Origin of the sequence: Pseudoalteromonas phenolica, assembly GCF_001444405.1 — a bacterium.
Taxonomy (GTDB): domain Bacteria; phylum Pseudomonadota; class Gammaproteobacteria; order Enterobacterales; family Alteromonadaceae; genus Pseudoalteromonas; species Pseudoalteromonas phenolica.
The window spans coordinates 1,010,530-1,023,861 of sequence record NZ_CP013187.1 but is presented as its reverse complement, the minus strand read 5'-3'; the positions used below and the strand labels follow the sequence as shown (position 1 = coordinate 1,023,861).

The 13,332-nt window shown below is 40.1% G+C and carries 12 protein-coding genes and 7 tRNA genes; 6 read left to right on the top strand and 13 right to left on the bottom strand.

Annotation, left to right across the window (positions count from 1 at the left end; all coding sequences use genetic code 11):
- Nucleotides 1-35 precede the first annotated feature (35 nt).
- From PP2015_RS04545 to dnaQ, 9 genes are all read right to left on the bottom strand, one after another.
- Nucleotides 36-112: transfer RNA gene (locus PP2015_RS04545), tRNA-Asp, on the bottom strand.
- A gap of 50 nt (nt 113-162) precedes the next feature.
- Nucleotides 163-239, bottom strand: a tRNA-Asp gene (locus tag PP2015_RS04540).
- 29 nt (nt 240-268) lie between these two features.
- Nucleotides 269-345: transfer RNA gene (locus PP2015_RS04535), tRNA-Asp, on the bottom strand.
- A gap of 26 nt (nt 346-371) precedes the next feature.
- Nucleotides 372-448 (bottom strand) — tRNA-Asp (locus PP2015_RS04530).
- Between the two features lie 24 nt (nt 449-472).
- A tRNA-Asp gene (locus tag PP2015_RS04525) sits at nt 473-549 on the bottom strand.
- Between the two features lie 38 nt (nt 550-587).
- Nucleotides 588-664, bottom strand: a tRNA-Asp gene (locus tag PP2015_RS04520).
- A gap of 27 nt (nt 665-691) precedes the next feature.
- Nucleotides 692-768 (bottom strand) — tRNA-Asp (locus PP2015_RS04515).
- A 98-nt stretch (nt 769-866) separates the two neighbouring features.
- Nucleotides 867-2,231, bottom strand: coding sequence for a TIGR03503 family protein (locus tag PP2015_RS04510; RefSeq protein WP_171041734.1), 1,365 nt, complete (start codon nt 2,229-2,231; stop codon nt 867-869).
- Nucleotides 2,232-2,243: 12 nt separating this feature from the next.
- Nucleotides 2,244-2,954, bottom strand: a complete 711-nt coding sequence (dnaQ, locus tag PP2015_RS04505) for a DNA polymerase III subunit epsilon (protein ID WP_058029143.1) — start codon at nt 2,952-2,954, stop codon at nt 2,244-2,246.
- Nucleotides 2,955-3,024: 70 nt separating this feature from the next.
- Between dnaQ and rnhA the strand changes: the two genes are divergently transcribed.
- Complete coding sequence (rnhA, locus tag PP2015_RS04500; RefSeq protein ID WP_058029142.1) at nt 3,025-3,492, top strand: ribonuclease HI; 468 nt, start codon at nt 3,025-3,027, stop codon at nt 3,490-3,492.
- 9 nt (nt 3,493-3,501) lie between these two features.
- On the opposite strand, the gene PP2015_RS04495 is transcribed toward rnhA, so the two are convergent.
- Nucleotides 3,502-4,254: a class I SAM-dependent methyltransferase gene (locus tag PP2015_RS04495; protein WP_058029141.1), complete on the bottom strand. Its 753-nt coding sequence runs from the start codon at nt 4,252-4,254 to the stop codon at nt 3,502-3,504.
- A gap of 51 nt (nt 4,255-4,305) precedes the next feature.
- On the opposite strand from PP2015_RS04495, the gene gloB reads away from it, so the two are divergent.
- Entirely contained in the window at nt 4,306-5,067 is a 762-nt protein-coding gene (gene gloB / locus PP2015_RS04490) for a hydroxyacylglutathione hydrolase (protein ID WP_058029140.1), read from the top strand.
- 79 nt (nt 5,068-5,146) lie between these two features.
- Nucleotides 5,147-6,730 carry a lytic transglycosylase gene (locus PP2015_RS04485; protein WP_058029139.1) on the top strand — a complete coding sequence of 528 codons (1,584 nt, stop codon included), beginning with the start codon at nt 5,147-5,149 and terminating at the stop codon, nt 6,728-6,730.
- Nucleotides 6,731-6,769: 39 nt separating this feature from the next.
- Here the strand turns inward: PP2015_RS04485 and PP2015_RS04480 are convergent, their stop codons facing one another.
- Nucleotides 6,770-7,456, bottom strand: coding sequence for a response regulator (locus tag PP2015_RS04480; RefSeq protein ID WP_058029138.1), 687 nt, complete (start codon nt 7,454-7,456; stop codon nt 6,770-6,772).
- Nucleotides 7,457-8,905, bottom strand: a complete 1,449-nt coding sequence (locus PP2015_RS04475; RefSeq protein ID WP_083496628.1) for an ATP-binding protein — start codon at nt 8,903-8,905, stop codon at nt 7,457-7,459.
- Nucleotides 8,906-9,045: 140 nt separating this feature from the next.
- On the opposite strand from PP2015_RS04475, the gene PP2015_RS04470 reads away from it, so the two are divergent.
- Entirely contained in the window at nt 9,046-9,747 is a 702-nt protein-coding gene (locus PP2015_RS04470) for a hypothetical protein (RefSeq protein WP_058029136.1), read from the top strand.
- Here PP2015_RS04470 and PP2015_RS04465 read toward each other — a convergent pair.
- The gene (locus PP2015_RS04465) at nt 9,744-10,646 is read right to left on the bottom strand and encodes a DMT family transporter (protein WP_058029135.1); all 903 of its coding nucleotides are present in this window, start codon (nt 10,644-10,646) and stop codon (nt 9,744-9,746) included. The genes PP2015_RS04470 and PP2015_RS04465 overlap by 4 nt on opposite strands.
- A gap of 202 nt (nt 10,647-10,848) precedes the next feature.
- On the opposite strand from PP2015_RS04465, the gene PP2015_RS04460 reads away from it, so the two are divergent.
- Both PP2015_RS04460 and PP2015_RS04455 read left to right on the top strand, forming a co-directional pair.
- Complete coding sequence (locus PP2015_RS04460; protein WP_058029134.1) at nt 10,849-11,217, top strand: hypothetical protein; 369 nt, start codon at nt 10,849-10,851, stop codon at nt 11,215-11,217.
- A gap of 55 nt (nt 11,218-11,272) precedes the next feature.
- Nucleotides 11,273-12,880, top strand: a complete 1,608-nt coding sequence (locus PP2015_RS04455; protein WP_058029133.1) for a methyl-accepting chemotaxis protein — start codon at nt 11,273-11,275, stop codon at nt 12,878-12,880.
- The last annotated feature ends 452 nt before the right edge of the window (nt 12,881-13,332 follow it).

The window sequence follows — 13,332 nt, the reverse complement described above, 5'->3', positions numbered from 1 at the left end:
AACGTTTGGTAATAAGATACATTCTGAGAAGTGGATGGCGGAGTGGACGGGACTCGAACCCGCGACCCCCGGCGTGACAGGCCGGTATTCTAACCAACTGAACTACCACTCCGCAGTGGTGGGTATTTATAGAGCCTGTTCTGATTGACTCTTGATATCTAATGGCGGAGTGGACGGGACTCGAACCCGCGACCCCCGGCGTGACAGGCCGGTATTCTAACCAACTGAACTACCACTCCGCAGAGATATCTTTTTGTATTATTTGCATTGGCGGAGTGGACGGGACTCGAACCCGCGACCCCCGGCGTGACAGGCCGGTATTCTAACCAACTGAACTACCACTCCACGAGCAAATATTTTGATTAAAACGTTGGCGGAGTGGACGGGACTCGAACCCGCGACCCCCGGCGTGACAGGCCGGTATTCTAACCAACTGAACTACCACTCCACTGAGCTTTAATCTTTTCCTAATTGGCGGAGTGGACGGGACTCGAACCCGCGACCCCCGGCGTGACAGGCCGGTATTCTAACCAACTGAACTACCACTCCACACTTAGGAAAGGGCGCCTAAAGGCATTTTGTAAGATTGGCGGAGTGGACGGGACTCGAACCCGCGACCCCCGGCGTGACAGGCCGGTATTCTAACCAACTGAACTACCACTCCAGCGCGACTTACAAATTTTAGAATAATTGGCGGAGTGGACGGGACTCGAACCCGCGACCCCCGGCGTGACAGGCCGGTATTCTAACCAACTGAACTACCACTCCGCTTTATTCTTGTTGTCAGGTTGCTCCCTGACAGCGGCGTGAATAATACGAATCGACCTGTTTAGAGTCAACTGTTTTTTTTAAAAAAACTGTCTTTTTTAGTCTCCATCCATAGAAAGGTTCAAAATATCACCTGATTTGTTATTTTTTGAACCATTCGTTTCATTTGAGATCACTTCACTACCTTCAGCTTCTTGTGAAGATTGCTTTTTCTTAAATGAAGGTAGTTTAATTTTTAGCTTAATTGGCTTCTTCTGTACAAAGATTCGGATCACTAACCAACCGATTAACATGATAAAAATATTACCCAATACGATAATACTAACTAGCGTACCGGTACTTAATGTTGGTTCAGGCTCCGGTGGCGGTAATTTAGCGAGTAAAGGGTTAATTTTTGGTGCTTGTAACTCGGGCACCTTTTCTATGGGTCTTTCAATCTCAAAATTATACATGGGCAATTTAGCCATAAACTCTCGCCCATTGATATTTTCGCCAAAAACAGAAAACTCAATTTGATAACGGCCCCAGTCGTAATTGCTAATTTCTAATTTGCGGTAAAGACGCGCTTCAGGGTTAATCGTAAAAAGTTGTTCTTCACCGTTAGGATAAAAGATTTTCCCCTGAAAAATAACCGTTTCAGGCTTAATGATTGACTGGTCCAATTGAACGGTTAATTCATGACTTAAATCTGCACTATTTGCTAAGGTTAAATCAAAATCGAATGGAGGCTCAGCAATAACAATAGGTGCTTGTGCGACTCGGCGTTTAAGGATGGGTGTTTCAATATAAAACTCAGGTTGCCATTCGCCTGCTGGAAAAGTCAGCTTAAACTCCCCTGTAAAAATACCGTCCATCGGTCTTTCATCAAATTCTCGGCCATCATCTTTAAACTCAGTCACGCTTTGTGTGCCGGCCCCAAAATTATCATATTGGTCATTATTGGTGCTAACAAACTCGACGATTAGACTCACCACATCGCGAAAATATCCAACATCTATTGGCTTACCATCGTTGGTCACTTGGCCTGTAACCTTGAGAGTCTCTCCTCTAAACATCAGTTGAGGTAGAGGCTCCACCTCAAGTTCAATATCACCTAACACCATAATTCGGCTATCTGATTGAACTCTGCCAATCACTTGCCAAGGACCTGGTGTTGGATTTTCTATGGTAATAAGGTCATAGCTTGCTTCATCATACCACTCTAGCATTTCATCTTTCATAGCATGATGAGCGTAGTATTTACTACCATCAGGCTTAACTAAAATAACCGCTGGTGAACCAGGTTTGCGAAAGAAAAGCAGTGTAATTTTTTCTACTTTATGATCAATACGGAAGCGGTTATCTAACAACGGAACTTCATTTACTTTGCGATTATTTTTCAACAACGTTATAGATGGGGTTGTTGTGAGTGCAATACATTCATTAATAAAAAATAAGAACAGCACTAACAATAATCGCTTCATATAAATTTTACCTTAATTTTGTTGCCAAAGAGTCTCGCCATTTTTGTCGACGACTTTTAACCTTTCTTCATGCGCTATTACTTCATCGGCAGAAGCTTTAACAACTTTAAGTGCTGGACGGTTATCAGCTAAACGACGAATACTTGTATTATCCGTTTGCGATGTGCTCTCGGTATTATTCGCCAAGTTCATTTTTACTTGGCCACCCGTCATCGCTAAATAAACATCAGCTAAAATCTCAGAATCCAGTAATGCGCCGTGTAGAGTACGTTTTGAATTGTCGATGTCATAACGTCGGCATAAAGCATCTAGATTATTCTTCTGACCTGGGTGCAGATTTCTCGCCATAACAAGCGTATCAAGCACTTCGCAATAGTCATGAGTGTTAGGATAACCTTGCTGTAACAGCGCAAATTCATTGTCCATAAAACCAACATCGAACGGCGCATTATGAATAATGAGCTCAGCCCCTTTAATATACTCAAAGAACTCTTTTGCTATTTGATGATAAAGCGGTTTATCTTTTAAGAATTCATTAGTAATACCATGGACATCGATTGCCTCATCTTCAATATCACGCTGAGGATTGATATAAACATGAAAGTTATTTCCTGTTAAACGGCGATTAATGAGTTCAACACACCCAATTTCAATGATCCTATGACCCGCTTTCGGATCGATACCTGTTGTTTCAGTATCTAGGACTATTTGTCTCTTTAACATATCGTCTGCCTGTTAACTTTGCTATTGTTAGCAACTAATCACTTTATTCTACATAAAAACAGGCTAATTCGTGCAAAAAAGCGTAGAGATTTATACCGATGGTTCATGTTTAGGTAATCCTGGACCAGGTGGGTATGGCATTTATCTTCATTATCAAGGCCATGAAAAAACGCTTTCTCAGGGCTATAAACTCACTACCAATAATAGAATGGAGATGCTCGCTGCCATTGTTGCACTCGAAACCCTAAAACGCCCTTGCTCAGTTGTGCTACATACCGACAGTCAATATGTTAAACAAGGCATTGAATCTTGGGTTGCTGGTTGGAAAAAACGTAACTGGCTTACTTCCGCAAAGAAGCCTGTTAAAAACGTTGATTTATGGAAACGACTCGATGATGCCTGTCAAAGGCATGACATAGAGTGGCGTTGGGTAAAAGGTCACAGTGGCAACAAATATAACGAAATCGTTGATGATTTGGCTAGAGAAGCGGCTGGTAGTTCAAAACTGCTTGAGGATGAAGGATATCAAGCAGCTTAAGTTGTGCTTTTAATTCGACTTGTCACGAGTTTGTCTCAGCCCTGCATTTTTAACTGCTGGGGCCCATTTGGGCCTTGCATGCCACTTAGGTTTAATTGGTGTTAAAGGCGCGACCCGCTTTCGCGCCACCAGCATATAACAGCTGCCCATCGGCTTTAAATAATGACGACAAAATCGCCGCCAAGGTGCAAAACGTGATAATCGACTGCCTCGTGCCAACGAAGCATAGACAAAACGCTCATCACTGAGTATTTCGAACCCCAATAAATCTAACCAATCTTTTACCCGAGCTGGAGTAAAAAAGCGCCCTGACCACGGCAGTTTTTGAGAACTAAACGGCAATAAATTCGCCAATCCGCATAAGCTGAATGGATTAAACCCTGAAATAACCAAATAGCCACCAGGGATTAAAGTACGATGTGCTTCTCGCAGAATATGATGTGGATCACTTTCATATTCTAAACTATGGGCCAGCACACAAACATCAACACTGTGCTCCGAAAAAGGGAGTTCATCTATTTCTGCAACCACACTGGTTTTCTTACATTGATGAGGAGATACATTCACTTGATGAGGGATCACACATTTTGATGTATCAAGTTGGCCACTTAATGAACCTAGTTTAAGTAAGTGATATCCAAACATCCTCGGTAACCAAGCTTTCATTCTTCGCTCTAAGCCGACTTTTATATAATCGCCATGTGGAAAGTCAGACCAAGTTAATGGTTTTGGTCCAGACCGAAAACTTAATGCTGGTTTCATTATCGATGCTCGTTATACTAAACCCATCTACACTTTATAGAGCAAATACTTATGGTGCAAGTTGATCCAATTAAAGCTTTTTCTGATAACTACATATGGGCGTTAAAAAAAGAAAATAAAGTCTGGGTTGTTGACCCTGGGCAAGCAGAACCTGTATTTGACTATTTAAAACAAACTGACACAACACTAGCAGGCATTTTGATAACTCATCACCACTGGGATCATACAAACGGTGTTGTGGCTTTACTTCAGGCATTCGATAACATCCCAGTTTATGGCCCTGAGAACTCCCCTTTTGAAGGTATCTCACATAAATTAAATGACAACGATGAAATAACCGTTGCCGATACAAAGTTTAAAATCATCTCAACGCCAGGGCACACCTTGGATCACATTTGCTATATGAATGATACCTTTTGCTTTACCGGTGATACCTTGTTTAGTGCTGGCTGTGGCAGATTATTTGAAGGCGATGCTGAAATGATGTGGCATTCTTTAGAAAAGTTTGCTGAATATAGCGATGACACACTTATCTACTGCACCCATGAATACACGCAAGCCAACCTTAAATTTGCTTTAGCTGTTGAACCAAACAATACAGACTTATTGACATATGTCGGAAAAGTACAAAAGCTTCGAGATGATAATCAGCCTAGTTTACCGACTCATTTTGGTCTAGAACGGGCTATTAACCCCTTTCTTAGAGCTTCTGAAGAAAATAGTCTTATACATGTACCTAAGAATTTAATTCAAGATGTAAGTGAAAACTGGCAAAAATTTGCAGCTTTGAGGGCTTGGAAAGATGAATTTTAACCAAGTTACCATGTGATTACTTTTAATAACGCAAGAGAATCTGTAGAATCGAGCGGTTTTTGCTCGAATATGAATCACTATGAAAAAGTCTGCAAGTTTAGTTCTAACGCTTTCGTTGTTAACGGGTTGTCAAACCCTAACTAACACACAAAAAGATCAATCTGAGATCATCAATACAGCTGCTAATGAGAACCTGGCAAGTCCTTTAGATATTAGCGAAGCACTTGCTAATTCAATCTCAGAGCCAGTAGAAGCAGACGAACCAGTTCCTGTATTCGATGATGTTTGGGAACGTATTCGTTACCAACTCTCAATTCCTGTGCCTCAAAACCGCCCTGTTGTGGCTGAGAGGAACTATTATCAACGCCATCAGAAATATTTAGACCGCATATCAAAGCGTGCAGAGCCGTATTTATACTTTATTGTTGAAGAAGTAGAAAAACGCCAAATCCCGATCGAGATAGCTTTACTTCCCATCGTTGAGAGTGCGTTCGACCCATTCGGTTACTCGCATAGAAGTGCGTCAGGTATCTGGCAGTTTATGCCCCAAACTGGAGAGCGTTTTAATTTACATCAGAATTGGTGGTATGACGGTCGCCGAGACATAGTACAGTCAACGCGTGCAGCTTTAGACTATTTGAGTTACCTGCATAAAACCTTAGAGGGTGATTGGCTGAACGCCATTGCAGCATACAACTCAGGTGAAGGGCGCGTCTTAAAAGCCATCAGAAAGAATCGTAAAAAGCATTTACCAACTGACTTTTGGTCGCTTGACTTGCCAAGAGAAACGACGGCTTACGTACCTAAGTTATTGGCGTTATCAGATTTGTTAAAACGACAAGAAGAGTTCAATGTCACTTGGAAACCAATCATTAATGCGCAAGTCGTCGAAATTGTCGATGTTGGTTCACAAATTGATTTAGCCCTAGCTGCTGACATGGCTAATTTGAGCCTAACTGAATTATACCGTTTAAACCCAGGGTTTAACCGCTGGGCAACCGCACCTGACGGTCCACATCAACTACTGCTACCCAGCGATAAAGCGGATGCATTTAAAGACAAATTGGCACAAACACCAGTAAAAGACAGGTTGCGCTGGCAGTATTACACTGTAAAACGCGGTGACACATTATCTGTCATTGCTAAAAAGTTTTCGACGAGCAGCAAAACTATCCAATCTCTAAATAAACTTGATACACACATTATCCGTGTTAATCAAAAGCTTCTAGTGCCCCTAAGTGAAGGAAAAATCAATAGTGAGCACTTACCTAAATCAGTTAGGGTCGCTGCGAATAAGTCTACGCGAGCTAAAAAAACACATACGGTAAAATCCGGTGATACACTGTGGGATATCAGCCGAGAATATGATGTAACAGTGAAGCAACTTGCTAGCTGGAATAAACTAAAGACTAACAGCGTATTAAAGCTTGGCCAGAAGCTTACGGTTTATCAAACAAAAGCAGAGAGCAAACCTATCGGGTTAGTGTCTACCACCCGAACCATCACTTACAAGGTTAGGCGTGGTGATTCTTTAGCCCGTATCGCTTCAAAATTTAACTTAACGGTAAAAGAAATTGTCGAGTGGAATAACTTATCGGGACAAAAATATCTTCAGCCTGGACAAAAGTTAAAGCTAAAAGTCGATGTAAAACGCACATCTTAAAAAGATGCACTAAAAAGAAAAGCACCCAAGGGTGCTTTTTTAGATAGGCTCGAATTTATAACCGGCACCATAAATCGAGTGAATAAAATTTGCTTCTGGAGCAATACTTTGCAGCTTTTTCCGTAATTTTTTTATATGACTATCAACTGTCCTATCGCTCACAATTCGATCGTCTGAATAAATATGATCCATCAGTTTATCACGGCTAAAAATTCGCCCTGGGTGAACATACATGGCTTTAAGCAACAGAAACTCAACGTGTGTGAGTGAAATACTTTCATTATTGAACTTAGCCATAAATGTTTGCTCATCAACTTCTAAGCCGTGCAAAGCTTCTTGGCTTTGCTCTGCGATATAGTTTACTCGACGCATTATCGCTTTTACTCTAGCCACAACTTCTCTAGGGCTATATGGCTTACAGACATAATCATCCGCACCAACTTCTAGACCTATTAGCCTATCAATTTCTTCAACCTTAGCAGTAGTCATAATAATGGGAACTTGGCTTTGAGCCCTGATCTGCTTACATAAGGTAATACCATCAACATTAGGCAGCATAATATCTAACAACACCATGCTTGGCTTATATTTCTCGAATGCAGTCATTACGTCTGCACCGTCCATGACAACATGAGATTCAAAACCTGAAGCTGATAAATATTTTGCTAAAATAGTGGCAAGTTTTTCTTCATCTTCAACAATAAGAACAGTCTCAACATCCACCATTTAGTTTTCCTTATATTTAAATTCTATGGTCAATTTTAGTCCACCTAACTCACTTTGTTCTGCACACACTTCTCCATTATGCGCCATAATAATATTTTGACAAATAGCCAATCCAAGCCCTGAACCACCGGTTTTACGGTTTCGAGCAGAATCTGTTCTGTATAGCCTATCAAAAAGATGAGCGATCTGATCAGCTTCAACACCTGGGCTGCTGTCTTGCCATACAAGTTGAACCCCATGTTTTAGTCTATTGACTTTTATTTCTAACTTCCCTTTATCATCTAAAGACGCATCGGTATAGCGCAACGTGTTTTGCAGTAAGTTATCAAAAAGTTGCCCCATACGATGTGCATCACAGAATAAAAAGCATTTAGGACTGAAATCAAACTGTAAATCAAAGTGACTAAGTTCATTTTTTCTCTTCTCAAGACTACGCTCAATAAGCTCAGGTAACAGCATTTTTGACTTTTCATAAGACAATGAGCCTCTATCTGACATTGAGAGCTGATGGAGATCGTTGACTAATTTAGTCAGCCTTAGTATTTCTTCATGTAATGAATCAAGCTGCGTGCCATCAGCTTCGATCACACCATCTATCATGCCTTCTATTTCAGCTTTAATGACCGCAATAGGAGTTCTTAATTCGTGAGAAATATCAGCAATCCAACGCTGTCGAGCAGTTAAATTTTCAGCCAATGTTTTAGCAAGTAAATTCATATCACTTTCAAGCTGACCTAATTCATCCCTTCGAATAACTTGTTTTGATATGGAGTAATCTCCACTGGTGAGGTTTTTTGTTCTTTTTCTTAATGCGAGGATCGGCCTAACTAAATATTTACTGAAAGGAATCGACAGTAAAAAAGTTATCACAAAAGCAATAATGGCAATAACAACAAAGTGTTGACGCTGCTGCTTAGCAAATAGTGTTTCAAATCTTCCTGTTACCATTGAGCCGTTTTCAACACCTATGTAACCTAACTTTTCTCCCTCTATTTCTGGCCAATATACAGGCACCCAAAGCGCATCCTTAACCATAGAAGGCCTGCCAACTAGCAATGTACCATCTACTGCTTTAAAAAATAATTTATCTGAGGGTCCCCTACCACGACGTTCACCTCGAGCAGGTGGACGTTTATCTTTGCTAGGTTTTGGGCGTTTTTTTGTTAAGTTTTCATTGGCAACACTTACTTGATGGTAAGTGCGCATTAAGTTTTTCCAATGCTCTGAGCGCCTATCTAACCAATCAACATTCTGTTGTTTTTCCATTGTTTCGTGGAATTCAGCAATTACCGGCTTTAGGCGCACTTTAGTTGCACTTTGAACATAGTCAGAAAAGCTCTTATCAAATGCTACCTGATTAGCCACAAAAATAGCCAACACCAATGTCGAATTAGCTAACAGCAACATAATTAATATTTTTATGCGAATAGGTAATCTAAGCGTCTTCATTTTAACTTCAAAAAATTGACTCAAGATCATGTTCTGCCATGAATGTGTAAAGAATGTGAAAGAAACAGGCGCAGTTTGTTCTTTTCCTAAGCCCCGAATTTGCTACTATAAAACTAAATTAAAAAAAGATCCCGAGTACAGTGCAAAACCAAACGCTTCAAAGATTCATTTCTTACATAAAAACTCAGCAAGTAGATAAATTACCTGAGTTTTATACTCAACTTAGCGACTCTGATTGCGTGCTTGTATTAAAGTTTTGCTTTGAACAAGCTATCCAGAATCAAGAAGTCTACATATTCTTTCAGGATCTTTGTAAGCAATTAATCACAGAAAAAAAAGCGCTTCCTGAAGGGCTGATCACTGGTATTAATACACTAGAACGGCTGGCTTTCTTTTCGAGCGCGCTCACTGAAATTGAGGGCTATAAGCAAGCCAACAGGCAAGGTAATACGCTTGTTCACGCTCTTTGTACTAATTCTCAGCAAACAGAATGGCCGTTTAACTTTTTAAGATCGCTTATGCTTTTTGAAAGAAATGAATCACTTGCTCACGCGCTTGGGCATAAAAATCATCAACGCATGCGCCCTATTGATTGCTACCTAGCATTTAACCACAACTTAGCCAAATTGCCAGACCATGAACTTTCAGCCCTTTTAGCACTTATAGAAATACAGTCAAAAACGTCTGAGCAAAGCGAACCTGGCCTATTGCATGCGATATGTCAGTTTTTAGTTAAGGAGAAAATAAATAAGCAGCTAGACAGTACGCATCCACGTATATTACTTATCGCTAGCTGCTTTCAGGCACGTGTTGAGACCGTATGTACACTTTTGAAGATTTAGGCCTTTCTAGCCGCTTCTAGCTTATTTCGTTTGATGTACTTATCACCAAACTGGTAAAGAAATAAACTAAACAAAATCATAGTGCCACCTATTAAAAGAGAAGATGTTAAAACTTCATCATTCAATAACGCGCCCAGGCTTACTGCAAAAACAGGTGTGATCAAAGTAGTCAATGCAACTGTGCTCGCTGGTAATTTTTGCAGGACATGAAAATAGGCTAGGAACCCTAACAAAGAGCCAAAAAGAGCTAAATAACCCGTTGCTAAAATTGACTTAAACTGCCATTGCTCATGATTGACCTCACCGCCTGCTGCTAACCAAATTAATGCAAATATAGGCGTCACAAATGCCAATGCCCCTAGCGTTGTTGCCATTGGGTGGATAGTAATTGGAACTGTTTTGATCATTACGCCACTCAAACTAAAACTTGTCACAGCCATAAGTACATAGATAATCCCTTCAACAGGCACATCCAATTGCTGTATTTGAGTTTTACACACTAAAAATAAACCGAGTATTGAGAACAATAAAGCTATTATTTTAACTGGAGTAAAAGCATGTTCAGATAATATTTTTTGCGCAAACAAACCTGAGATGATCGGTGCTAAACCAAAGACGAGAGAAATCACACCTGAAGGTACTGACTGAGCTGCTAGATAGCTTAAAAGCATACCGATAACAATGCCAGCAGCAGAGTAAAAATACAGTAGGCAAGCTTTCTTTGACCATGGCACATGTATTTTTAGTGTAAATACTGTTATGACAGCCAGTACTAAAGCTATCAACATACGTAGAAAAACACTTAATGTCGGTGGCATCGTCTCAGCGCTCCAGACAATACCGAGCGGTGTCGTTGACCAAACTAAGATCACAAATAGATACGACCCTTGCACGGGCATAACTTTATCCTTGGGAATAAACATTTGAAGAGCACGAGATTATACTGACTAAAGAGCGTAAATGTTATCGTTACATTGGTCTTATCAAGTATATTTATGTAACGATACATTAATGAAAATAATAACTGCCTTAATCAGCACATAGATCTGATAGTCATACCTATTTCTTGTCATATCATTAGGTCTTCAATAAGAGGAAATCATGAGAATTATCATTTATATCGTTACAGCTGCTCTTATTAAGCTATCAATTCTTGGTTTGGGTATGCTGTCAATAGTAACAGCCTTTTCTAGCTTGTTTCTTTTAAAAGTTATGCAAAAAAAACTTTCAGAACGGTTGATAAATAGGTTTAGAAAAAAGTTTAAAATAGCGCTTTGGGGGCACATCAGCATTTACGGTGCTCTTATCGGAAAATTGACATTTATTGATGGCATCAGTGATATTCCAGCTTTTCTAGCCAGTCACCTTGTGGTCCATCATATGGCTAGCGGCTTAATTGCTGCGACTTTATTGATTATGAGTCTCAGAACTTACAACCAGCTTAAAATAAGCAACTTGAATACGAATTAGACAAAATAAAGAATGTCACTCACACTTTCATAACCCAAGTCTAATGGTGAGTGCTATGAATATAAAAAGTAAGGTTGCGGTTCCTATAATTATAGGTATTTCTTTAATCTTAGCAGCAAGCACATTTAGCATTTTAAAGCTCGAGTTTTTAATTTGGGACTACCAATCTTTAGTCAACAAAGATCAACAACGCATTATTTTAATTACAAATGCAGAATCTTCATTTAAAAGCCAAGTCCAAGCATGGAAAAACCTGCTACTCAGAAACGACGAAAAGTATTGGCAAGAGTTCCTCTCTTTACATAAGGAAGTCCAAGAAGATCTTAAGCAATTACAAATTTTCGAAGAAGGAGAATGGACTACTCAGTTCATTAACCAGCACCTCTCTATGTTAGAGGCATATGAGAAAGCACAAAGAAATTTTGTATTAAATCTGAACTATAAACAAAGTGATGCAATGGTCAGAGGAATCGATAGAGATTTCGCACAAGGACTTATTGATAAAAGAGGCGCTGTAACTAAACATTTCATAGAGATTCAAAACAACATTGAACAACAGCAATCTATAGTTATGACTGTCTACCCTATTGTATCTTTCTTGATAGCAATAGTTGCCATAGCCGGTATATTAGTCTTTATACATAAAAAAATTATCCTACCATTACGAGACTTAATAGATAAAACCGTTGAAATTTCCAATGGAAAATATGACTTACATATAGACTACCCATTTAATGATGAAGTGGGACAACTCAGTAAAGCCATTACAGAAATAAAGAATCATATTGTTGAAGCTGTCTCGAATATCTCTGTTGTTAAGGGAGAAGTTGAAGATGCATTTGAAGCTATAGGTCATGTAAGCAACGAGATAAGCCGAGGTTCAGAAGAGCAAGTTGCATGCTCTCAAACGATGGAAAGTACCATTAATGGATTATCTGAAATCGCATCAAGACTACAAAGCCTAACTCAGCAAGCTTTACAATCAACGACCCTAGTCACTCAAAAAGCGAGTAACTGTGGAGACACGATGGAGTTATCAGCCAGTAGCATGCAGGAGCTTGTAAAGGAGGTAGAAAATACATCGGCCGTAATAGAATCTCTAGAGTCGAAAGCAGCGAGTGTAAGCAGTGTACTAGATATGATAGGTTCTATTGCTGAGCAAACTAACCTACTGGCACTTAACGCTGCAATTGAAGCAGCAAGAGCAGGCGAAGCAGGTCGTGGATTTGCAGTGGTAGCTGATGAAGTTCGAAGTCTTGCATCTAAAACGCAGCAATCAACTATGAGTATCACTTCGGTTATTGATGAACTTCAAACTGTTTCAAAACAAGCTGTAGCAGCAATGCAACATGAAATAAAGATAACCGCAGATAACGCAGAAAAAAATCAAGATGCACAAGTTGCGCTGAAAGAAATCCTCCAAGAAATGGAACAAATGAAAAGCCTCAACCAACAGGTTACGGACTCCGCAAGTGAGCAAACACAAATATCAGAAACTCTTCATGAAACATTAATTCAACTCCAAGTTATCTCTGAAAATTATAAAAAGCTAGCTCAAAGTGACAACGTATCCCGTACTGTAGCAAATGCAAACCGAGACTTAACTAAAATGGTTGAAGATTTAAGAGGCAACTTATCTCATCAAGAAGCAGAGCTATTCTGAGGTTATGGACAAATTAGCAACAGAAAACTCAGTGAATACGGTTTAGAGCGCTAAGTTAATGGCAGCGAGCAAGCTTTGCGTTTAGGGCTAAACGAGTACATTTACTTTGCGCAAGGTGAATATCGTGCGAAAGGTTAATGACACAGCGTGAAGCACTGACATTCTTTTCGCGCAAGGGTGACGAATCACAGAGACGAAGTTTCGCAGCATGAGGAAGTGAGTGCATGAATGCGCGATGGGACCCAGCTTCAGGGATGAATGTAGTGCAAAGTGTTAACGACAATGAACGAAGCGAATACGCTTGCTTTGCGCAAGAAAGGTGTAAAAGGCCAGCGACAGTGAACGAAGTGAACCCGCTCTTTTTACGCAAGGTGAAATGAGCTTGTTTAGCTGGAGTTGAGGGTGTACTCACTAACGTAGAGACTCAAAGTGAAGAGAGTAGCTACTCTGAA